Annotated in this window: 20 protein-coding genes; 7 read left to right on the top strand and 13 right to left on the bottom strand. The window is 39.5% G+C overall.

Going from position 1 to position 22245, the window contains the following annotated elements; genetic code table 11:
• Window positions 1–48: 48 nt before the first annotated feature.
• The 3 genes from AC3KZC_RS05100 to AC3KZC_RS05090 all read left to right on the top strand — a co-directional run bounded on the left by AC3KZC_RS05100 (window position 49) and on the right by AC3KZC_RS05090 (window position 2056).
• A complete protein-coding gene (locus tag AC3KZC_RS05100; RefSeq protein WP_490580428.1) occupies window positions 49–543 on the top strand; it encodes a peptidylprolyl isomerase in 495 nt (164 codons plus the stop codon).
• 54 nt (window positions 544–597) lie between these two features.
• A complete protein-coding gene (locus AC3KZC_RS05095) occupies window positions 598–1335 on the top strand; it encodes a UDP-2,3-diacylglucosamine diphosphatase (protein WP_490580439.1) in 738 nt (245 codons plus the stop codon).
• Window positions 1336–1435: 100 nt separating this feature from the next.
• On the top strand, window positions 1436–2056 hold the full coding sequence (locus tag AC3KZC_RS05090; RefSeq protein ID WP_490580429.1) for a type 2 periplasmic-binding domain-containing protein: 621 nt from the start codon (window positions 1436–1438) through the stop codon (window positions 2054–2056).
• Here the strand turns inward: AC3KZC_RS05090 and miaE are convergent.
• The gene (miaE, locus tag AC3KZC_RS05085; RefSeq protein WP_490580430.1) at window positions 2040–2840 is read right to left on the bottom strand and encodes a tRNA isopentenyl-2-thiomethyl-A-37 hydroxylase MiaE; all 801 of its coding nucleotides are present in this window, start codon (window positions 2838–2840) and stop codon (window positions 2040–2042) included. The genes AC3KZC_RS05090 and miaE overlap by 17 nt on opposite strands.
• Window positions 2841–3043: 203 nt before the next feature.
• Here miaE and AC3KZC_RS05080 point away from each other — a divergent pair, with 203 nt between their 5' ends.
• A complete protein-coding gene (locus AC3KZC_RS05080) occupies window positions 3044–3640 on the top strand; it encodes a Yip1 family protein (RefSeq protein ID WP_490580431.1) in 597 nt (198 codons plus the stop codon).
• A gap of 70 nt (window positions 3641–3710) precedes the next feature.
• On the opposite strand, the gene purF is transcribed toward AC3KZC_RS05080, so the two are convergent.
• The 11 genes from purF to fabB all read right to left on the bottom strand — a co-directional run bounded on the left by purF (window position 3711) and on the right by fabB (window position 18138).
• Window positions 3711–5231: an amidophosphoribosyltransferase gene (gene purF / locus AC3KZC_RS05075; RefSeq protein ID WP_490580432.1), complete on the bottom strand. Its 1521-nt coding sequence runs from the start codon at window positions 5229–5231 to the stop codon at window positions 3711–3713.
• Window positions 5232–5248: 17 nt separating this feature from the next.
• Entirely contained in the window at window positions 5249–5743 is a 495-nt protein-coding gene (locus AC3KZC_RS05070; protein WP_490580433.1) for a CvpA family protein, read from the bottom strand.
• Window positions 5744–5804: 61 nt separating this feature from the next.
• Window positions 5805–6431, bottom strand: a complete 627-nt coding sequence (locus AC3KZC_RS05065; RefSeq protein WP_490580434.1) for an SPOR domain-containing protein — start codon at window positions 6429–6431, stop codon at window positions 5805–5807.
• Window positions 6432–7703 carry a bifunctional tetrahydrofolate synthase/dihydrofolate synthase gene (gene folC / locus AC3KZC_RS05060; protein WP_490580435.1) on the bottom strand — a complete coding sequence of 424 codons (1272 nt, stop codon included), beginning with the start codon at window positions 7701–7703 and terminating at the stop codon, window positions 6432–6434.
• A 27-nt stretch (window positions 7704–7730) separates the two neighbouring features.
• On the bottom strand, window positions 7731–8603 hold the full coding sequence (accD, locus tag AC3KZC_RS05055) for an acetyl-CoA carboxylase, carboxyltransferase subunit beta (RefSeq protein ID WP_490580436.1): 873 nt from the start codon (window positions 8601–8603) through the stop codon (window positions 7731–7733).
• Window positions 8604–8748: 145 nt separating this feature from the next.
• On the bottom strand, window positions 8749–9540 hold the full coding sequence (gene truA, locus AC3KZC_RS05050) for a tRNA pseudouridine(38-40) synthase TruA (RefSeq protein WP_490580437.1): 792 nt from the start codon (window positions 9538–9540) through the stop codon (window positions 8749–8751).
• A 149-nt stretch (window positions 9541–9689) separates the two neighbouring features.
• The gene (locus AC3KZC_RS05045) at window positions 9690–12119 is read right to left on the bottom strand and encodes a FimV/HubP family polar landmark protein (protein WP_518525914.1); all 2430 of its coding nucleotides are present in this window, start codon (window positions 12117–12119) and stop codon (window positions 9690–9692) included.
• Complete coding sequence (locus tag AC3KZC_RS05040) at window positions 12071–14140, bottom strand: FimV/HubP family polar landmark protein (RefSeq protein ID WP_518525913.1); 2070 nt, start codon at window positions 14138–14140, stop codon at window positions 12071–12073. Before AC3KZC_RS05040 ends, AC3KZC_RS05045 begins: the two co-directional genes overlap by 49 nt.
• A 493-nt stretch (window positions 14141–14633) precedes the next feature.
• A complete protein-coding gene (locus tag AC3KZC_RS05035) occupies window positions 14634–15650 on the bottom strand; it encodes an aspartate-semialdehyde dehydrogenase (protein ID WP_490579840.1) in 1017 nt (338 codons plus the stop codon).
• A gap of 9 nt (window positions 15651–15659) precedes the next feature.
• Window positions 15660–16799, bottom strand: a complete 1140-nt coding sequence (locus tag AC3KZC_RS05030; protein WP_490579841.1) for a 4-phosphoerythronate dehydrogenase — start codon at window positions 16797–16799, stop codon at window positions 15660–15662.
• A gap of 124 nt (window positions 16800–16923) precedes the next feature.
• Window positions 16924–18138 carry a beta-ketoacyl-ACP synthase I gene (gene fabB, locus AC3KZC_RS05025; RefSeq protein WP_490579842.1) on the bottom strand — a complete coding sequence of 405 codons (1215 nt, stop codon included), beginning with the start codon at window positions 18136–18138 and terminating at the stop codon, window positions 16924–16926.
• A 395-nt stretch (window positions 18139–18533) separates the two neighbouring features.
• Here fabB and mnmC point away from each other — a divergent pair, with 395 nt between their 5' ends.
• From mnmC to AC3KZC_RS05010, 3 genes are all read left to right on the top strand, one after another.
• Complete coding sequence (gene mnmC, locus AC3KZC_RS05020; RefSeq protein ID WP_490579843.1) at window positions 18534–20507, top strand: bifunctional tRNA (5-methylaminomethyl-2-thiouridine)(34)-methyltransferase MnmC2/FAD-dependent 5-carboxymethylaminomethyl-2-thiouridine(34) oxidoreductase MnmC1; 1974 nt, start codon at window positions 18534–18536, stop codon at window positions 20505–20507.
• Between the two features lie 99 nt (window positions 20508–20606).
• On the top strand, window positions 20607–21023 hold the full coding sequence (locus tag AC3KZC_RS05015) for a CBS domain-containing protein (protein WP_490579844.1): 417 nt from the start codon (window positions 20607–20609) through the stop codon (window positions 21021–21023).
• A gap of 9 nt (window positions 21024–21032) precedes the next feature.
• The gene (locus AC3KZC_RS05010) at window positions 21033–21365 is read left to right on the top strand and encodes a hypothetical protein (RefSeq protein ID WP_490579845.1); all 333 of its coding nucleotides are present in this window, start codon (window positions 21033–21035) and stop codon (window positions 21363–21365) included.
• Between the two features lie 2 nt (window positions 21366–21367).
• Here AC3KZC_RS05010 and AC3KZC_RS05005 read toward each other — a convergent pair whose 3' ends face one another.
• A complete protein-coding gene (locus tag AC3KZC_RS05005) occupies window positions 21368–22240 on the bottom strand; it encodes a flagellar protein MotY (protein WP_490579846.1) in 873 nt (290 codons plus the stop codon).
• Between the last annotated feature and the right edge of the window lie 5 nt (window positions 22241–22245).

Raw genomic sequence — 22245 nt, 5'->3', positions numbered from 1 at the left:
ACTAAGATAAAATGATCGTCGACTTTTTATTATTGAATAGGAATAAGCATGGTTGTTTTACATACTAACTTTGGTGATATCAAACTTACGATGCATCAGAATGAAGCTCCAAAGACTGTTGAGAACTTTTTAAACTACGCTAACTCAGGTTTTTATAACGGCACTATCTTTCACCGTGTCATCGATGGTTTTATGGTTCAAGGCGGTGGATTCGCACCGGGTATGGAACAAAAAGAAGTCGGTGAGCCAATTGAAAATGAAGCAAACAACGGCCTTTCTAACAAAGTTGGTACTATTGCTATGGCACGTACACCGGATCCTCACTCGGCGACAGCCCAGTTCTTTATCAATGTAAATAACAATTCATTCTTAAACTTCTCAAGTGCAACATCACAAGGCTATGGCTACTGTGTATTTGCCGAAGTAGTTGAAGGCATGGATGTTGTTGAAAAAATTAAAGCAGTGCCAACTGGCAGCAGTGGCTTTCATCAAGATGTACCGTTAGAAGATGTGATTATCGAACGTGTTTCAGTCGAATCATAAGCTTAATGCGCACTATTACGGTGCGCTTCTTTTAATATCAAAAAAGTATATTTGATAATGCACCACACTCTTTTTATTTCTGATTTACACCTTAGCGAAGAACGCCCCGACATTAGTGCTGCTTTTTTTGATTTTTTAACAGAACACGTCAACACAGAAACCGATGCATTATACATATTAGGGGATTTCTTTGAAGTCTGGGTTGGTGACGACCATCAAACACAATTAACGATTTCGATTGCATCAAAACTTCATGGGATCAGTCAATCCGGTATACCCATTTATTTTGTACATGGTAATCGTGACTTCCTAATAGGAAAAAAGTACGCTAGGCAATGTGGTATGTCACTTTTACCCGAGCAAACCGTCATTAATCTCTATGGGGAAAACGCCATCATTTTACATGGAGATGAGATGTGTACGGATGACACAGAATATCAAAAATTTCGAAAAAAAAGCCGCGGTTGGTGGTGGCCTAAATTGATGCTCAGCTTACCTCTTTGGTATCGCCAATCTGTAGCAAGAAAAGCTAGAATAAAAAGTAAATTAACTCAGCAAAGTAAAAATTCCGAAATATTGGATGTCACTCAACAATCAGTTAATGCGATGTTTGAAAAATATAATACTCAATTAATGATCCATGGACACACCCATCGCCCCAATGTGCACACTGTTACAAATAAAGGAAAAGAATGCATACGTATCGTACTAGGTGATTGGTATCAGCAAGGCTCTTATTTAAAAGTAACCGAAACAAATAAAGAGCTCATTAATAATCCTTTTAAAGAATGAAATACATAAGATTGACCCGATAATTAGTCTAAACTAATACCCATGGTAAATATTTAAATTAATTACGATGCGCTACATACTTGTAGTATTGTCCTTACTTATGAGCAGTTTTTATGTTGCATCCCAAAATGTTGATGTGATTGCCATCGAATATCCGCCATATACTTCGCAAACAGAACCTCATTATGGGCTGTCTTTTTACGAACTTACTCAACACTTCAAACAGCAAAAAATAACCTTCACGCCTTTATTTTTACCTCCAGCTCGCGCCGCATACCATCTAAAAAGTGCTAAATGGTGTCTCAGCTTTTATCCACCACTTGAACAAAACACCTATCCTGAAATCGTGCTTAATGAACATGTTGTAAAACTAGGATTATATCGTAAGGCAAAAGCCACGCCTTTTAGTTGGGAGTCACTGAATGAACTCAGAGGGAAAAAGATTGCCATGCTCAGGAGCAATAACCGATTAAGTGAGTTAATGAACCAATTTATTAATGTGAATATTGAGCAAATCTTTGTTGAAAATATTGCTCAAGGTCTGATGTTATTAGATAAAGACCGTGTGGATTACGCTTTTTCTGACTTAGCTGGTGGAAATTACAACATCAAGCAGTTAGGTTTAAATCATAATAACTTTCAATTCTCAAGCAGTTACCTACTAGAAACTAAAATTAAAGTATGGCGTAACCCTAACTGCAATATTATAGAGCCGAATTAACCGTAACAGGTTTCCCTGAATGAAATTTAAAGTCCGGATCATCAGAATCTATCAATTGAGCCTCCAGTTCTGCAAAAAAAGCAATTCGCTCTTTGACATTAAACCGCACAGGATCCGTTTGTAATGCGACATCATTAGCAAGAGCGATATAATCTTGATAATGCCTTGCTTCTGAGCGCAATAATGAAATGTAAAACTTTGCTAAGTCCTCTTCAAGAAAAGGGGCTAATTTTGCAAAGCGTTCGCACGAGCGGGCCTCAATAAAAGCACCGATGATCAATTTATCAATTAAAGCTGCGGGTTCATAAGTGCGCACATGTTTAATCATACTTGCTGCATAACGAGAAGCCGAAGATGGTTCAATACTAAAACCACGCTGCTGAATAATAGCCAAGACTTGCTCAAAATGATGAAGTTCTTCTTTGATCAAACGCACCATTTTATCAAGAATATCTTGATTAAGGTTATCCCCAGTTTTGGCTTTAAGCTCACCGACTAGCGCATTTTTACCCTCACTAAAGAGGCCATCACCGATACCTCGATAAACAAAATCTTCATAAGGTTTGAGCCATGCAAGCAAATCACGGGCACTTTGATCGTCGATTGCATATTTACGGATTAAAAAAGCCGCAGATTGTGCAGCTTTTAGCTCACAATGCATATGATCAAGTAGCAATACATGTAAATTATTAGGCTTAATAGCTTCAACGACCCATTCATTCGGTGTTTCACATTGAAGAAACTCATAAATAGGATTGAGTAAGGTTTGGTATTTTTCTAACATAATTTCAACTGCAATAATTCAAACATTTCTATTGTATCACAGCATTGACAATCAATAAGTGCTTAAAATAAGCGCTTTTGTCACAATATATGCAACGTTTAAGTCCTAGCTTGACAAAGGTTAACCTGTAGTTAATACCTTAATAAGTAGAATGTACAAAAAAACAACATAATTACTTTACTTTGGGAAATAGGAATATACTTATGATATTGAATCACTTATGGGGTATTTACGCCCATCCAAAAGAAGAATGGCATTCGATTGACGATCGCCACGAAAGTTTAAAGTACAGTTTATCTCATATTTTGCTGATTGCATTGATCCCTTCACTCATGGGCTATTACTCTGCAGTTTACCTTGGTTGGAGTATCGGTTCTGGAAAAGATATATTCTTAACTTCTCAGAGTGCGTCTATTATAGCGGTTGCAATGTATTTTGCCTTAATAGCTGGCGTATTTGCCCTCGCGTATCTCGCCCTTTGGATGGCACAGACATTTGGTGCGACACCTACTTATACCCAAACCCTTGAGTTATCTGCTTATACTGCAACACCGATTTTTATGGCTGCATTCTCTGCATTTTATCCAGAACTTTGGTTTATTGTGTGTGTTGGATTAGCTGCACTAGCCTACTCCGTATATTTACTCTATACCGGCGTACCAATTTTAATGCACATCCCTGAAGAGCGTGGTTTCATTTATGCAAGCTCTGTTGTAACTAGTGGGTTAATATTATTGGTAATCATATTAGCTGCAACAGCTATTATGTGGACCTCTGGATATGCACCGGTATTTAATTAATTTTCACTTTCCTTAAGTTAACAAAAAAGGAGCTATCGCTCCTTTTTTTATTAATTATCAATTGACCAAATTATTCTGTCGAGTCTTGGTTATGTAATTCTAAACCTGATGACATAGCATCTTCACGATGTGATTTAGCTGCATCGTTACGTAATGATTCAATACGATTTAAGTACTCTTGGTCTATATCACCAGTTACATAATGACCATCAAATACTGATGTTTCGAACTGTTTAATTTCAGGGTTTTCTTTACCAACAGCTTCAATTAAATCTGGCAATGATTGGTAGATAAGGCCATCTGAACCAATATAAGCATTAATATCTTCAACTTCACGACCATGAGCAATAAGCTCAGTCGCTGAAGGCATATCGATACCATAGACGTTCGGGAAACGCACTTCAGGGGCTGCGGATGCGAAATAAACATGTTTAGCCCCCGCTTCACGAGCCATCTCTACAATTTGAGCAGATGTTGTGCCACGAACAATCGAATCATCAACAAGCAATACATTTTTGCCTTTAAACTCACGAGCGATAGCGTTAAGTTTACGTCGTACTGATTTTTTACGTTCTTCTTGGCCAGGCATAATAAACGTACGACCAATATAACGGTTTTTAACAAAACCTTGACGGTACGGCACATTTAATACAGATGCAATTTCAAGAGCGATATCACACGACGTTTCAGGAATTGGGATTACAACATCAATTTCTTTGTCTGCCCATTCGCGCGCGATTTTCTCACCTAATTTCGTGCCCATGTTCACACGTGTCGCATAAACTGACATTTTATCAATCGTAGAATCAGGGCGTGCAAAATAAACAAATTCAAAAATACAAGGAGAATAAGTCGCATGCTCAGCACACTGCTGCGAGTAGAGTTGACCTTCGTTCGTCACAAAAATAGCTTCGCCAGGGGCAACATCACGTACAAAGTGAAAACCATCAGCATCGAGGGCTACGCTTTCAGAAGCAAACATGTATTCAATGCCTTTGCTCGTTTCGCGCTTACCAAAAACTAACGGACGGATACCATTTGCATCGCGAAACGCTAGCATGCCATGGCCGATGATCATTGCAATTGCCGCATAACCACCCACTACTTTTTCATTTACTGTTGTGACAGCCTTAAAAATATGTTCAGGTGATAAATGCAATGTATCTGGTTTTGATAATTCATGCGCTAATACATTCAATAATACTTCTGAATCTGAAGTGGTATTGACATGACGTTTAGCGACCGAAAATAGCTCTTCTTTTAATGCTTCAGCATTAGTTAAATTACCATTGTGGGCAAGTGAAATACCAAACGGTGAATTAACATAAAAAGGTTGCGCTTCAGCAGAGCTTGATGAGCCTGCTGTAGGATAACGTACATGGCCAATACCCATGTTACCTTGTAAACGCTTCATATGACGAGTGTGGAACACGTCTTTCACTAAACCATTATCTTTACGTAAACTAAACGTATTGCGATCGATAGTGATGATGCCTGCAGCATCTTGTCCTCTATGTTGTAACACAGTTAAGCCATCATAAATCGCCTGATTAACAGGAGATGTTCCGACTATACCAACAATACCGCACATGTAATTATCCTCGCCGATTAACGGGTTACAGAAGTTAGAAAGCTTGAGTTATTTTCTAAATAGGTAAAAAACCATTCAATAACAAAGCCAAATTCAGGAATTAAGATTGAGCTAGTCCACCACTGCGTTTTAGGTGCAGAAGTAAAAGCATCGAGAAAAAATAAGATGGAGCTAACAACCAGTACGCCCCTGAGGCCACCAAAAACTAAACCAAATACACGGTCTGTTCCTGACAATCCTGTACGCTGTACTAGTTGACCAAGAATATAATTTAAAATACCGCCCACAATAAGTGTGGCGATAAATAGAATCGCAACAGCCGCTGCATTTCGCAATAAAGGCTCTGATATTTGAGTTAAAAATGCAGCTAAGTTTTGATAAAAAATACTAGAGATGAAAAATGCACCTGCCCAGACAGCAAGCGACATGGCTTCTTTTACAAAACCACGAAGTAAACTAACACATGTCGAAATCGCAATAATACCTAAGATGGTATAATCAACCCAGATCATAAAAAACCAGCCATAGTTAATTTCGGGCGCATTCTATAAGACCGAAGGCTAAATTGCCAGATCATTTTGAAACTTCGAATACGGTAACCTTACCATTTAACTTTGTTAACTCTTTCAATCTTGATAGTTTTTGCTCTAATATTTCTTTTTTTAGCTCTGGGCCTACAAACACTTTTGTCAAAGTACCTGAAGGGGTTTCGACAGGTCGTGTAAAGGCTGTAAAGCCGGAACTTTTGAGTTTAGCAAGCAGCTTTTGCACATTTTCTTGATCTGAAAAGCTACCAAGTTGAATAACATAGGCAAATTGTTCTAAGTTTGATTCATTTGGACGTTCAAATTGTGTCGCAGGCTCAAACGTTGTAACTTGAACATTTTTTTGCTCAGAACTATTTTCCGGTTCATGAATTAACTCATCAGAAGAAGGTGCACTCTCCTCAAGACTAAGCAAGGCATCACTTGGAACTTCATCTTCAAGGACAACGTTTTCCTGTGGTAATTGCGCTTGAATTTCGTCCTCACTTAGTGGTTTTTGCAAATCAAACTTTTTAAATTCAGGTCTATCAGGGATAGTTTTAAAGCCTTCTTTTAATTGTACTTTTTCACCATCCAAAATATTTGGAATAAATACTATTGCTGCGACAAGCACAATAACAGTACCCACAAGTCGATTTACAAAAACTGAGTTCACCTAAGCTTCCTCTTTACTTCGCCAGTATGAAATTGCATCAGCTACCGTATAAAACGAACCAAATACAATCAACATCTGTTTATTGTTTGTTATCTGTTCATTATCCAACGCTATTGCTACAGAAGCAAACTTTTGCAATGCTTCAATACCAAGTTCAGCTAATACGCCCGCCATAAAGTCAGCGTCAGCGCCTCTTGGACCAGCCAACGTTGCAACTTGCCATTGATCTACCACTGGTAGTAAGTGCTTTAGCGCTGAAGGTTGATCTTTATCTTTTAGCATACCCACTAGCGCATTGATTTGATAACCTTCTGCTTTATAGGCTTTAAGCTTAGAGGCAAGATACGCTGCTGATTCTGGATTGTGAGCCACATCAACAACCACCAGAGGCTTTTGACTCAAAACTTGAAAACGCCCTTCCACAGTCAAACGGCCTAATTGCGCTTGAATATCCTGCTCGCTCGGTAAGAGGCCTAACTGATTAAGTGTTGCAAGTGCAGTTGAGACATTTTGAGCGGGAATAGCAGGTTGGGTAAATGCTATTTTTTTATCACCACTTTGCCATAGATAGCCATGCTCGTTTTGGCTTAAATTAAAATCTTGCTGCGCTAAAAAAAGGTTAGCTCCAATCGCTTTAGCATGGTTTAGAATGCTCATCGGAATTGCAAGGTCGCCCACAATCGCGGGAGTTGTCGCTCTAAATATCCCTGCTTTTTCAAAACCTACCAGCTCACGAGTATCGCCTAAATATTCTTTATGGTCTAAATCGATTGTGGTGATCACTGAGGCTATTGGCGTCACAATATTTGTAGCATCAAGCCTGCCGCCTAAACCGACCTCGAGTAAAATAAAATCAGGTTGAGTATGGCGAAATATTTCAAGAGCGCCCAAAGTGCCAAACTCAAAATAGGTCATAGAAATATCACCACGACCTTTTTCAAGAGCATCAAAAGCGGCAACATGATAATAATCTTCTAGCTGCTGACCGTTTAAACGTACACGCTCGTTGTATTTTATAAGGTGAGGAGAAGCATAAGTACCAACCGTAAAGTTTTGTGCTAACAGCAATGCTTCTAAACAACGTGCTGTTGTGCCCTTACCATTTGTACCCGCAATAAGAATTATCTTACTTTTAAGAGAAAGGAGCCCCATTTTTTCGGCAACAGCCGTAACTCGCGCTAAACCCATTTCAATATTGGTAGGATGTATGCCTTCTAAATAACAAAGCCAATCATCAAGGCTAGATGATTGGCTAGGAATGTATTGTGTCATTAATAAATTTCAACAATTAAAATAATATTATACAACTCTATGTTCTTGATCAGGTGATGGTAAGCCCATGAACTTTGCAACTAGTCGGCCTAGTTTATCACGCATCTCACGGCGGTCGACTATCATGTCTATCGCACCATGTTCAAGTAAAAACTCACTGCGTTGAAAGCCTTCAGGCAAAGTTTCACGTACTGTTTGCTCTATAACACGCGGGCCTGCAAAACCGATTAACGCTTTAGGCTCCGCAACGTTAATATCACCTAGCATAGCTAATGAAGCTGATACGCCACCCATAGTAGGATCAGTCAAAACCGAAATAAATGGTAGACCTTTTTCACTCATTTTGGCTAGCGCTGCACTGGTTTTGGCCATTTGCATTAGTGACATCAAGGCTTCTTGCATACGTGCACCGCCCGAGGCTGAAAAACAAACAAGTGGCATATTATGTTCTAGGCATAAATTAACCGCATCAACGAAACGTGCACCAACAACCGATGCCATTGAACCGCCCATAAATGAGAACTCAAAGGCTACAGCTGCAACAGGAACACCTTTTAGGCGGCCTGTCATTGCAACTAAAGCGTCTTTTTCACCACTTACTTTTTGTGCAGCTGTAATACGGTCGCTGTATTTTTTTGAATCTTTAAATTTTAGGATGTCTTTTGGCTCATGCTCAGTACCAATCTCAACTCGATCCCCATCATCTAAAAAACACTCCAGTCGTTTACGAGCACTGATCCGCATGTGGTGACCACACTTAGGACATACACCAAGCTCTTTTTCGAGTTCAGCTTTATATAAAATAGCATCGCAGTCGCTACATTTAGCCCAAACACCTTCTGGGATTTCCTTACGGCCTGACGATTTTGTTTTAGGTAAGATCTTTTCTAACCAGCTCATTCGCAATTCTCTTAATGCTAATATTTTATCGCTCGCTGACTGCCAAACTGCGCAGACAAATTTTCCCAATTAAACCATTATTTCGTAGACTAAGGTATAAAAAACTGGTCTTAACTGTCAGTCTAACTACTTTAAGTCATTTAATTTATTCATAATCAGGTAAAAATAGAGGCCCAGGCTGAGTTTTTGGTATGCCCCACTGCTTTGGGTAATCAACATCAACCAGATATAAACCAGCGGCTTTAGCAGTAGCACTTGCTTTGGTTCTATCTTTTAAATCGAGCACTTCTTTCATCCAACTCGGTGGATATTTACCAATCCCAATATCAATTAAGCAGCCGGTGATATTTCGCACCATATGATGTAAAAAGGCATTCGCTTTGATATCTATCACAACATAATCACCAAAACGGTCTACTCTCAAGTGCATAATGTTACGAAAAGGAGTGTTTGATTGGCAATGGACAGCGCGAAATGAGGTAAAGTCATTTTCACCTAATAAATAACCGCAAGCCTGTTGCATCAATGTTTCATCTAATGGCAAGTGATAATGACTCAAACCATTTTTTAAAATGCCAGGTCGGCTATTTTGATTGATTATCACATAACGATAACGTCTTGCGGTCGCACTAAAGCGGGCATGAAAATCAGCAGGTACTTCCTGCGCCCAACGAACCGCTATCGCATCAGGTAATAACGAATTAGCCCCTAAATAAAATGCACTTAAGTCACGTTCGGCCTCAGTATCAAAATGAACAACTTGTCCCGTACCATGAACGCCTGAATCAGTTCGCCCAGCACAAAACACTTCAACAGGATGATTACAGATCCGAGATAAAGCTTGTTCAACCTCTTGTTGCACACTTATGACGTTATTTTGTCGTTGCCAACCAAAATAATTAGAACCATCATATTCAATACCTAACGCAATCCGCATATTGTCCTACTGACCTAAATAAAAGAAACACAGTATTATATAAAAATACCCAACAAACCAAAAGCCTTGATTAGCTGACCAAATATAAGCCTTAAAATAAAAAACCAGTGGTCTTTTCCACTGGTTTATACCTAACTAGTTATGAATACTTATTTAAGTCTATTAAGTAAACGGCCAGCTTCTTGCTGCACATCTGCGGGGCCATTATCAATTACATCTTGTACTGTTTTAAGTGCGTTATCATAATCTTCAATTTCTAGGTAAGCACGAGCTAAATCAAGTTTTGCCGAAAAGCCTCCGCTTTCACTATCAACATCTAAGCCAGGCTCTTTGGCTAACAGTTCATCAAACTCACTCAAGCCAAAATTAATTTTTACTTTATCATAAGGTTCATCTTCAAGAACTTGATCGTCACTGTCTTCCAGAAGCTGCTCAATATCAAGGTAATCTTCTTCTAAATCATCTGATTGGGCAACTGTTAAAGGTTCGGCTAAAAGTGACTCATCAGCCAGCAAGTTATCAAAATCTAACTCAAAATCTTGTAAATCGTCAGAGTTAATATCATCATCGCTTTCTAACTCGCTCAGCAACGAGTCAAAATCAGTATGCTCAAGCGGATCTAATAACGCATCATCTAACTCATCATCACCATCAAGATCATCGAGTATGTAACCGTCGTCATTTTCTTCAAGTAAAGAATCAAATTTGGCATCGAGTTCACTTTTAACATCAATTTCTTGCTCTATGCTTTGCAAATCAGCTTCTAAATCGGCAATTTTTTGATTGAAATCAGTTTGACTAAAAGCATCTACCTCATCATCAAAATCAGCAAGCTCAAAATCTTCCACAAAATCATCTTCAGATATTTCTAAATCAGTTTCGATATCTGAATGACCCGAGTTTAGCGACGCTTGTAGCTCTTTTTCTGTTTGAGATGGCTGTAAATTTGACTGACCAAAGTCAGCCATATTCAATTCAGCCAATGCCTCATCTAACTCGAGCTCCGGATATTCTTCTAACTCAATACTCGGTGTGTCAGCTCTTAACTGTTCAATATCAGTAGAGAAATCAACCTCATCTTCGGTATCATCAGCCAAATCAATATCATCTGATATGAAGTTATCATCGATTGCTTGATCTGACGGTAATTCAGCTCCCGCTAAATCTTGAGGTACAGAAATATCTTCGTTTAACTTATTAGCCTCTATACCATCTGTTGATGACTCTTCTGCCTCAAACGTATCCATCTCAGCAAGAGGGTCATCACCGAGCTCAATTTCACCATCCAGATCGATTTCACCATCGAGGTCTATTTCTTCTGAATCAAAATTATCTAAATTTTGATGATAAATATTCTGCTCATCTAATTCAGAGTTCACCTCTGGCTTATGCTCGCTATTAGCATTTTGAGGAGTTAATTGCTCTAAACCGCTATCATCTAGCTGACTGGCTATCTCGTCATTATCTGATGCTTTATTGTTTGGAGCATCTAAATCATCAATGTTATCGGTTAAATCATTTACATCACTTTCAAGATCGTTCGGTAAATCATTCTGCACCTGAGCACTTGGCGTTTCGTCCTCAATATCATCAAGCAGCCCATCAAGATCATCTAACTCAGTAAGCTCGTCTGATGATGATTCAAGTAGGTTATCCAAATCATCAATGTCGTCGGTTAAATCACTTGCATCATCTTCAAGGTCGCTCGGTAAATCATTCTGCACCTGAGCACTTGGCGCTTCGTCCTCAACATCATCAAGCGCATCATCAAGCGGCCCATCAAGATCATCTAACTCAGTAAGCTCGTCTGATGATTCAAGTAGGTTATCCAAATCATCAATGTCGTCGGTTAAATCACTTGCATCATCTTCAAGGTCGCTCGGTAAATCATTCTGCGCTTGAGCACTTGGCGTTTCGTCCTCAACATCATCAAGCGGCCCATCAAGATCATCTAACTCAGTAAGCTCGTCTGATGATGATTCAAGTAGGTTATCCAAATCATCAATGTCGTCGGTTAAATCACTTGCATCATCTTCAAGGTCGCTCGGTAAATCATTCTGCGCTTGAGCACTTGGCGTTTCGTCCTCAACATCATCAAGCGCATCATCAAGCGGCCCATCAAGGTCATCTAACTCAGTAAGCTCGTCTGATGATTCAAGTAGGTTATCCAAATCATCAATGTCGTCGGTTAAATCACTTGCATCATCTTCAAGGTCGCTCGGTAAATCATTCTGCGCTTGAGCACTTGGCGCTGCGTCCTCAACATCCTCAAGCAGCCCATCAAGGTCATCTAACTCAGTAAGCTCGTCTGATGATGATTCAAGTAGGTTATCCAAATCATCAATGTTATCGGTTAAATCGCCAGTGTCACTTTCAAGATCGCTCGGTAAATCATTCTGCACCTGAGCACTTGGCGTTTCGTCTTCAATATCATCAAGCGCATCATCAAGCAGCCCATCAAGATCATCTAACTCAGTAAGCTCGTCTGATGATGATTCAAGTAGGTTATCCAAATCATCAATGTCGTCGGTTAAATCACTTGCATCATCTTCAAGGTCGCTCGGTAAATCATTCTGCACCTGAGCACTTGCCGTTTCGTCTTCAATATCATCAAGCGCATCATCAAGCGCCCATCAAGATCATCTAACTCAGTAAGCTCGTCTGATGATTCAAGTAGGTTATCCAAATCATCAATGTCGTCGGTTAAATCACTTGCATCATCTTCAAGGTCGCTCGGTAAATCATTCTGCACCTGAGCACTTGGCGTTTCGTCCTCAACATCCTCAAGCAGCGCATCAAGGTCATCTAACTCAGTAAGCTCGTCTGATGATGATTCAAGTAGGTTATCCAAATCATCAATGTCGTCGGTTAAATCGCCAGTGTCACTTTCAAGATCGCTCGGTAAATCATTCTGCGCTTGAGCACTTGGCGTTTCGTTCATACCATCAAGCAAGGTATCAATATCATCTAAGTCTGCAATATCTTCTGATGACTCAAGCAAGCTGTCTAAATTATCATCTAAATCAGCCGAATCAATCACTTCAATATCATTATCCGATACTTCATCAGCTTGAACAGAACTGAGTAAATCATCAATATCATCTAAATCAGTTGGAATATCATCACTGTCTTTTTGATTACTATCTAATAATGAATCAATATCATCGTCTTGGATTTGGGTGTTTGTATCACTCAGCTCATCCATAATCCCATCAATATCAACATCACCTACGATAGAATCCTCGGGCTCTAATTCTTCAGGAATATCAATTTCAATATCCGTATCAGGTAATAAATCATCATCACTATCAAAATCTTGCTGTAGCAATGCATCAATATCATCTTCATTTAAAATATTGTTCGGATCGATAGCATCCGATGCCAGATCAGGAACCAAATCGTCCAACTCATCAGAGCCATCATCGAAAACTAAATCATCACTGAGTAAACCATCTAATTCATCTTGATTAAGTAATGAATCACCCTCGAAATCATCTAAATCGAGTTCAGGTTCATCTTCTTCATATAGAATGTCGTCAGGCTCTGGCAGCATGTCATCACTCTCGAGTGCGTCATCAAGCTGAATCGAGTCATTCAATAAATCGTCGAGTGTATCGTCAGCAAGGCTGTCATCGACACTCATTAAATCAGGCGAGTCGGCTTCAAAAGGAGGCGGAGGGGGGGCTGGAGCAACGACCGGTTTTGTTGGTGTATCAAAAATGTTTTCTGGCTCTTGTTCTGCCGCTTTGCGGTTTCGAAGAAATAAGTAGCCACCAGCCAGCGCTAGAATAGCGGGTACCGATCCAAATAGCAGCCAAGTTAATGGGCTTGAAAAAAACTTTGACCAGCTAAATCCAGCTTCTTTCTCAAGCAATTCAGCTTTTTGTTGTGCTAAAAGCTCATTTTGCATCGATAGCATTTCACGTAACTGCTGCTGAATTAAGCTATCGTTACCAAGCTGCTCTTTGACGCCATCGAGTTCAGACGAAATACTTTCAAGTTGTGATTTGAGCTTATTATTCTCAACTAAAATTGTTTCGACATTATCAACTGACTCTTTAAATTTTTTCTGTAAATCAACCAACCGATCACTTTGATCTTGCTTAAGTTCGTTAAGCTCTTTTTTTATCTCTTGTTTTGCATCTTCAACGTCCGACTGACGTGCTTGCGTTACTTTTTTCTCAACAAGATTAATTGTTGAGCTATCTAAGGTACCATTTTTCTTTTTCTCCCATATTGCATCGTCTTGGTCTGACTTTTGGCGGGCAAGCTCAGGCTCTATGCTGCGAATTTCAGCCATAGAAGGTATCTTTAGATAGGCACCATCACGGATGTGATTAATATTTTTATCAAGAAAGGAATCCGGATTCTTTTCATATAACGCCTGCATCACTTGATAAATAGATACCGAGCTGTCTGGGCGAATTTTCACCGCAATACGCCATAAAGTGTCACTTTCTTTCACAGGGCCAAATGAGCGACCTTGTTGACCATAGTCAACACCTTTAGGTCCTTTTAATCGAGTCACTTCACCACTTGCCGAACTTGGTGTTATCACCAGCACAGACATTAAAAGTAAAATTGAGGCTAAACCACGCATGCTATTCCTTTACTTTCTGAAAAATGTTCGACTAAACAACAGAGATTAATCAAACTGGGTTATATATAAATTTGCAAGCTTCGTTCCAATCCCAAACTATAAACCAGTTGATCGCGAATATCCATTGAAAGACTTTAAGAATGAATGCCTTAGATGAGTTGAATTGATATTTATAATAAAAAAATGAATTGCATAATTAACTTTTCAGTTACAGGGACAGACAAAATGATAAATTCCCATCAAATTCAGCTATTTAAACACTCAATGACTTGCTCTTTATTTTAAAACATAGGACCAGAGTTTTATTACTTTTTATCCATTTGATTGTTTTGTGCACCGCTATTGTATTTTTTGACTGCTGTGTTATCTCAATAAATGCATTTATTGACTGTAAGCGGCAATCTTTGCCACCTTCATTTTATAAAAAAAGCAGGTTTTCACCTGCTTTATAAAATAGAAACCTATGTAATCGTTGGTTTTAATCGCTCACTGATTATAAGTACGATTCAATTAACGCTTCGGCTATTTGTACACTATTGGTTGCGGCACCCTTACGTGTGTTATCAGCCACAACCCACATATTTAAACCATGAGGATGGCTAATATCTTGGCGTAACCGCCCAACATAAACGGTATCATTGCCACTTGCATCAGAAACTGGTGTTGGGTAATCGTCTGCAGCATCTATGAATTCAACGCCTGGCGCATCACGCAACAATTCTTTGATGTGTTCTATGTCATATGGCATACGCGTTTCAAGATGAATTGCTTCTGCATGACCAAAGAATACCGGCACTCGCACTGCCGTTGGGTTAATTGCAATTGTGCTATCACCCAAGATTTTTTGCGTTTCATTAACGATTTTCATTTCTTCTTTGGTGTAACCATTGTCAGTAAAATCATCAATTTGTGGAATAACATTAAATGCAATTTGCTTTTGGAAAACTTGATTGTCCATCGGGCGCGCATTCATGAGGTTAGCGGTTTGTTTTGCTAACTCATCAACCGCTTCTTTGCCTGCACCCGATACCGCCTGATACGTACAAATATTAATTCTATCAATACCATATGCGTCATATATTGGTTTAATAGCCAACAACATTTGAATCGTAGAACAATTTGGATTAGCGATAATATTACGGTTACGATAATCCTCTAAGCTGGTTAAATTCACCTCAGGCACGACAAGCGGAATGTCGAAATCATTGCGAAAAGCCGATGTATTATCAATCACGATACAGCCTGCATCCGCTGCTTTTTCTGCATACTGCAGAGATACTTCGCTACCTGCTGAGAAAATTGCAATATGTGCCAAGCTAAAATCAAAATTTGCCACATCTTGGACTTCGATGTCTTGCCCATCAAAACGAATATCTTCCCCTGCACTGCGGCTGCTTGCTAACAAATACAAGGTATCAACAGGAAATTTTCGATCAGATAATGTTTCAATGATTTGACGACCCACTAAACCGGTCGCACCTAAAATAGCAATATTATATTTTTGTGACATGACGTTACCTTAAATCAAATTTGTACGATTGCCGATGTTAAAACCGAGCTGTTCAAGCATTTGCGCTTGCTGTGTTGTTGCACACTCAACCGTCAGAGCGCTGAATTCTCGACGGGTAGGATAATGCTTTCTGAGATAGTCGAAACCTTTACTGTCTAATAATTGAGTCATCAGACCGTGATCGCGGCGGACATCATACACACTATGAACCAAGTTAATAATATCTGATGTGCAAAATGTCTCAGTTATTTTGATATTGCTTATCGCGGGGGCAGGTAAAAAGTCGGTCAGTTGATAACGAGGCAAATCCCCTGAAAGCTGGCATAAAGCATGATAGAGCATTTCGGTACCGCGCGCTTTACCTTCAAGGGTATGCCCTGCAATATGAACCGAGCCAAACTCAACCTTACTCAACAACAATTTGGCGATGTTGGGTTCATTTTCCCATACGTCTAATACCACCGTTAGGCTATTTTCTTTTTCAAGACAAGCTAATAATGCTTGATTGTCAATCACATCACCTCGGCTTGCATTAATGATAATGGCATTATCTTTAAGGCTACTGAGCGTTGTTTGATTGAGTAAATGGCGCGTGGCAAAAGGGCCCTCTTTGACTAAAGGCACATGAAAACTAATCACATCCGCTTGTGCAATTAACGTGTCGTAACTAACAAATTGGTACTCAGACTCGGTTTGCGCCACAAAAGGATCGCAGAGTAAGGTTTTAATCCCAAGAGCGGTTAACTTTTTATGTAAACGGCTTCCTATGCTACCAACCCCAACAATACCAACAACTTTATCGGTTAATGCAAAATGTTGTTGCTGAGCTAACGCACACAAAGTACTGATCACATATTCAGCAACAGCGACCGCATTACAGCCTGGAGCATTAGTAAAACGGATGTTTCGCTCAACAAGGCACGCCTTATCAACATGATCCATACCAATTGTGGCGGTACCGATAAACTTTAATTTATTAGCTTGCGCCAAAACAGCATCATCAATGGTAGTCACTGAGCGAATTAATAATGCATCTACATTATGAAGTTGTTCTGGTGTGAGATGACGACCATCAAAGCGCTCGACATCACCTAAGTGTGAAAAATAAGCTTCGACTAATGGCATATTTTGATCTGCAAGGATTTTCATTCACTCTACCTTTTGAGTTGTAATGTTCGCTATTGTAACTGAGATATACGAGCCAATCAGTAATGCTCAGCAACAAAAAAGCCGCTTTAAAGCGGCTTTTTATTAATGTGCAAAAATAACAGCATTAACCTTTATATTTTTGCATCACTAACGTGGCATTCGTGCCACCAAAACCAAAACTATTAGACATCACTGTGTTTAAAGCAACGTCACGCTTTTGCGTCACGATATCTAAACCAACAGCCTGCTCATCTAATGTATCAATATTGATTGATGGCGCAACAAAACCATGCTCAAGCATTAATAATGAATAAATAGCTTCATGAACACCAGCAGCACCTAAAGCATGACCTGTCATCGCTTTAGTTGCAGAGATAGCAGGTGATTTGCCACCAAATACTTCTTGAATCGCACCTAACTCCTTCACGTCACCAACAGGTGTTGATGTGCCATGAGTATTGAGGTAATCAATTGGAGCGTTTACCGTTGCCATTGCTTGTTGCATACAACGCACTGCGCCTTCGCCTGATGGCGCAACCATGTCGTAACCGTCTGATGTAGCACCATAGCCAACAATTTCAGCATAAATGTGCGCACCACGAGCAAGTGCATGTTCTAATTCTTCAACAACAACAATACCGCCGCCGCCAGAGATAACAAAACCATCGCGGTTTGCATCGTATGTACGTGAGGCTTTTTCAGGTGTTTCATTATATTTTGTTGATAATGCACCCATGGCATCAAATTCCATTGCAAGCGTCCAATGTAATTCTTCACCACCACCGGCAAAAACCACATCTTGCTTACCAAGCTGAATTTGCTCAACCGCGTTACCAATACAATGAGCTGAAGTAGCACAAGCCGAGCTAATCGAATAGTTAACACCTTTAATTTTAAATGGTGTAGCTAAACAAGCTGATGCAGTACTGGCCATTGTGCGAGGTACCATGTATGGGCCCACGCGTTTTACGCCTTTTTCACGTAAAATATCGGCCGCTTCAACTTGGTGTTTAGATGAACCACCACCTGAACCAACAACTAAACCCGTACGTGGGTGAGACACTTGTTCTTCTGTTAATTTTGAATCTTCAATAGCTTGTGCCATAGCAATATATGAATAAGCTGCAGCGTCCCCCATAAAGCGAAGCGCTTTACGGTCAACAAAATCAGCAACATTTATATCTATCGCACCGCAAACTTGGCTGCGTAATTTATATTCTGCAAATTCTTCACTGTATTTGATACCTGAACGACCGGTCTGGAGAGATTCTAATACTTGTTGTTTATCATTACCGATACTAGATACAATACCGATCCCCGTAATTACGGCTCTTTTCATGGGAGTTCCCTTAGTTACAAACTCTATTGCACGCTATTTTACGTGTAAAAATATATAAAACTGGTCAGCTTTCATTGCTTGTTGACCATAATATGTAAAAAATACTGCAAGCAAGCGACAAATCACACACTGAATTTTTATTGTTTGGTCAAAAAACTGTCTTAAAATAAAAGCACTTAGAAAAATAATCGTCTACTAAGTCAAAGTAAAGTGAATACGTTAAAACTACAAAGATATTTATTTTTCTAACGATAAAAATCTACCCAAAGTTAATTAATGTATAAATTACAACCAACAAACACGTAAAACACTCAGCATATCTTAGGGTAAGTGAGTGCACTCACTTTACAAAAAACGTATCATAATAGCACTTTTCTTTGCTGTAATATTTGTCGATGATTGTTAACGCCCCAATCCATTTAAATCCACAAGGCACTCCTGTTTCTGATCACTTTGGTGATGTGTACTTCTCAAATGATGATGGTTTATTAGAATCTCATTATGTTTTTTTTACCCAAAATAATCTTGCTGAGCGCTTAAAGAAAAGCACTGCACAATTTGTAATCGCTGAAACAGGGTTTGGCACTGGGCTTAATTTTCTAAATACTTGGGCACAATTTAATAACATTGCAACACCAAACCAAACCCTGCATTTTGTCTCCTTTGAAAAATACCCAATCGACAAACAAGCGCTTTGCCAAATTCATACAAGATGGCCTCAATTTGCATCACTGACTAAACAATTAATACAACACTACCCTATTAATTTAAGTGGCTGCCATCGTCTAGAGTTCCAAAATGGGCGAGTTATTCTGGATTTATGGTTTGGCGATGTTCACGAATCACTTGCACAAATGCCTTATTCTGCAAATGGATGGATAGATGCATGGTATCTAGATGGCTTTGCGCCGAGTAAAAACCCTCAAATGTGGCAACAAAGCTTATTTGATGCGATGGCTAATTTAGCAAAACAAGATTGCACCTTCGCAACTTTTACCGCAGCTGGTGATGTTAGGCGCGGTTTAATAAAAGCGGGTTTTGTCGTTAAAAAACATCCCGGTTATGGCAAAAAAAGAGAAATGCTTGTCGGGCAACTCGCCTCCATCACCACGAAGCACAATCAAACCCAGTATTTGCCTCGCACTAGTCAGCTGATTAAGAAAATCGCGATTATCGGAGGGGGGCTTGCGGCAGCTAACATGGCAGTCGCATTAGCGAAAAAAAGAATTCCTTTTACCGTGTATTGCAAAGATGCAGCGCCAGCAATGGGCGCTTCACACAACCAGCAAGGTGCGCTGTACCCTCACCTTCAAGTTGATTTGAGTAACAGTAGTGAGTTTTTTGCTCATGGTTTTTATTATGCTCGCAGACTTTATGATGAATTAAACACCACAGGTTTTTCATTTGATCACAGCTGGTGCGGTGTATTATTACAAGCAGTAAAACCTTCAAAACTTGAGTTTCAGCAAAATTTTGTGGCCAAAAATCAATGGCCCAAGGCACTGATCTACCCTGTAACAGCTGAACAAAGCACACAAATAAGTGGTGTAGAAACACCTTATGGTGGGCTGTTTATTCCTGATGGGGGCTGGATAAACCCGCCCTCATTAGTTAAGGCACTTTTTGCTTACGCTCAATCGCTACAAACATTTGAGTGTCATTTTAATAGCCCTGTGACAGAGTTTATTGAACAAAATAGATCATGGCAGCTTAAAATAAATGGCCACCTTAGCGAGCCTTATAGCCAAGTGATTATTGCATGCGCAGAACACAGCAATACATTTAGCCACAGTCGTTGCGTCCCCTTGGTCCCAGTTAGAGGCCAAGTGTCTCATATTAAAACCACCCCAGCATCAACATCATTAAAAACCGTGTTATGCCATAAAGGGTATTTTACTCCACATTATCAAGGACTGCATTGCATGGGAGCAACCTTTACCAAAGGAGATGCTGCTACAGACTTAAGGGCAAGTGATGATGAGCAAAACCTTGAACAATTTATGTCTTTTTATCAAGAATGTGATTTTACAACCAACCTTCAGCAGATTGAATCTGCAAAAGCTGGCATTCGGTGCACTGTGATTGATCACTTACCTTTGGCCGGTCAGCTCATAGACAATGAGGCCTATACCACAAGTTTCGCACCAATCAAAAAAGGGCAATATCATAGCTTTTTACCCTATAATCCCAACACACAGGGGCTTTATTTATTTACCGCTCTTGGTGCCAGAGGGTTATGCAGTGCGCCATTGTTAGCAGAACTGCTGAGCTGTGAATTAACAGGATCCCCTTTACCAGTTAGCAAACGCGTAGCAGATGCAGTGCATCCAGCCCGATTTAACTTTCGCACTTTAAAAAAAGCGCTTTAGTTTGTGCCAACGCAAAATCAGTAACATCAGGTTGACGTAAAATAAATTTTTATAGCTATGCTTAATATTACTAGCTCGTTTATTTTTAAAGGAAAAAACATGGAAAAATCGATAGCCGATATCATGTCTTGTGAGGTTATTACCCTCTCAAGTACCGCCAGCATGTATGAATTACACCAACTGATGAAAGAGCATAATATTCGCCACGTTCCTATTGTTGATGACAATAAATTTGCAGGTGTCGTGACACAAAAATCGGTGCTTGCTAAGGTAATGTATTTGCTTGATTTACATGGTGCCTCAAACTTGAGAAAAGAAGAAAAATCGATTAATGTGATGAGCTTAGTGGATAAAAATGTCGTTTTTGCCAATGCATCAATGCCGCTAAAAGATGCTGCGCAATTTTTTGTAACCAATCGCCACGGTTGCTTGCCTGTGGTCAATAACGACAATCAACTCCAAGGAATTGTAACATCATCAGATTTTGTGCGTTTAGCACTCAAACTATTACAGTAGGAACGAATTATGTTGAGCAAACTAACATCAATGGTTGTAATGAGTGGAATGCTGATTTTAAGCCCTTTTGCTTATGCAGACTTATCATCAATCCCAAAACCAAACAATCTTGATATACGAATGCAGCTTGATGATGAATATCCGATGATCCTCAGCGGTTTTGTTCGTTTAAATGCTCAACAGGTACTGAAGTTTTATTTTGATACTCTTGGCGACCCCATAAAAATGGTAGAAGAGATTGGTCGCCAAACGCTGTTTTTCAAACAAGCAAACCAAAATGTCAAAATAAGTATTTATCAGCAAAAAGACTGGACTGAAATTAGCATAATGGTAACAAAATAGCGTTATTGTTTTGCTATTTGGATAACCACCCTGCGATTCAGTTGGCGTCCTAAAATGGTGGTGTTTGGGGCAATATGCCGTTTTTCACCAAACCCCTCCACTTCAACTCGCTTATCTTCAACTCCCAACTCTGTCATATAGGTTTTGATTGTTAACGCACGTTTTTTTGACAGTTCATCATTTATAGCTCGCCCGCCATAACTATCGGTATACGCTGAAATAAGCACGGATTCGATGTTAGGATCATTTTTTAGGTATTCACCTATCTTATTAAGCCGCTTTTTTGATTCTTTAGTTAATTCACTCGAATTTTTTTGGTAACCCAACACGGTAAACTCAATGTCTTCAAAATTGTAACCAAGCATGTCATCACGGCATTGTAAAAATTGGGTATATTTATCGCGAAAGTTAACCCCGGATAAACCCACTTTTATTTTATCTGCGTCGTTGTACCAATCTTGATAATACAGAGTCGGCATATTTCCTTTTTCAAGTTCTGTCAGTATTAACCATGCCGTTTTATTTTCAGCCTCAGAATCAAACTGCTTTAACAACTTCAAAGAAGCCAACTCCTTGGCTTCATAGCCGGGTTTCCAATGGGGTGGAATAGATTTAATGGCAGCAATATCATACCCATCAGGCTGAATAAGCATATCAACTGTAAAATTTAACGGCTTTGATTTACTCGCGGCAGTTGTAAAAACAACCTGCCCATAATTAGGAATTGGATGGCTGAGTTCACAGCTTAATCGAGACACCTTATCGACTTGCCAAATCGAATTATCCATCGTCGCGTTATAAGTGCGAATAGCCGCTTCACTTTGCCAAGATGCAGCAAAAAAAAAGCACAATGATAAATATGAGATTCGAGACATGGTTC

Source organism: Pseudoalteromonas sp. J2K-J031 (genome assembly GCF_058197095.2).
Note: the sequence above shows the minus strand (reverse complement) of the source record. Positions and strands in the feature narration are given on the sequence as shown.

What these genes read in the sequence shown, in the direction of transcription:
- AC3KZC_RS05100 (WP_490580428.1), top strand. Translation starts at nt 49, where the DNA reads ATGGTTGTTTTACATACTAACTTTGGTGATATCAAACTTACGATGCAT.
- AC3KZC_RS05090 (WP_490580429.1), top strand. Translation starts at nt 1,436, where the DNA reads ATGAGCAGTTTTTATGTTGCATCCCAAAATGTTGATGTGATTGCCATC.
- miaE (WP_490580430.1), bottom strand. Translation starts at nt 2,840, where the DNA reads ATGTTAGAAAAATACCAAACCTTACTCAATCCTATTTATGAGTTTCTT.
- AC3KZC_RS05080 (WP_490580431.1), top strand. Translation starts at nt 3,044, where the DNA reads ATGATATTGAATCACTTATGGGGTATTTACGCCCATCCAAAAGAAGAA.
- purF (WP_490580432.1), bottom strand. Translation starts at nt 5,231, where the DNA reads ATGTGCGGTATTGTTGGTATAGTCGGAACATCTCCTGTTAATCAGGCG.
- AC3KZC_RS05070 (WP_490580433.1), bottom strand. Translation starts at nt 5,743, where the DNA reads ATGATCTGGGTTGATTATACCATCTTAGGTATTATTGCGATTTCGACA.
- folC (WP_490580435.1), bottom strand. Translation starts at nt 7,703, where the DNA reads ATGACACAATACATTCCTAGCCAATCATCTAGCCTTGATGATTGGCTT.
- accD (WP_490580436.1), bottom strand. Translation starts at nt 8,603, where the DNA reads ATGAGCTGGTTAGAAAAGATCTTACCTAAAACAAAATCGTCAGGCCGT.
- truA (WP_490580437.1), bottom strand. Translation starts at nt 9,540, where the DNA reads ATGCGGATTGCGTTAGGTATTGAATATGATGGTTCTAATTATTTTGGT.
- AC3KZC_RS05040 (WP_518525913.1), bottom strand. Translation starts at nt 14,140, where the DNA reads ATGCGTGGTTTAGCCTCAATTTTACTTTTAATGTCTGTGCTGGTGATA.
- AC3KZC_RS05035 (WP_490579840.1), bottom strand. Translation starts at nt 15,650, where the DNA reads ATGTCACAAAAATATAATATTGCTATTTTAGGTGCGACCGGTTTAGTG.
- AC3KZC_RS05030 (WP_490579841.1), bottom strand. Translation starts at nt 16,799, where the DNA reads ATGAAAATCCTTGCAGATCAAAATATGCCATTAGTCGAAGCTTATTTT.
- fabB (WP_490579842.1), bottom strand. Translation starts at nt 18,138, where the DNA reads ATGAAAAGAGCCGTAATTACGGGGATCGGTATTGTATCTAGTATCGGT.
- mnmC (WP_490579843.1), top strand. Translation starts at nt 18,534, where the DNA reads ATGATTGTTAACGCCCCAATCCATTTAAATCCACAAGGCACTCCTGTT.
- AC3KZC_RS05015 (WP_490579844.1), top strand. Translation starts at nt 20,607, where the DNA reads ATGGAAAAATCGATAGCCGATATCATGTCTTGTGAGGTTATTACCCTC.
- AC3KZC_RS05010 (WP_490579845.1), top strand. Translation starts at nt 21,033, where the DNA reads ATGTTGAGCAAACTAACATCAATGGTTGTAATGAGTGGAATGCTGATT.
- AC3KZC_RS05005 (WP_490579846.1), bottom strand. Translation starts at nt 22,240, where the DNA reads ATGTCTCGAATCTCATATTTATCATTGTGCTTTTTTTTTGCTGCATCT.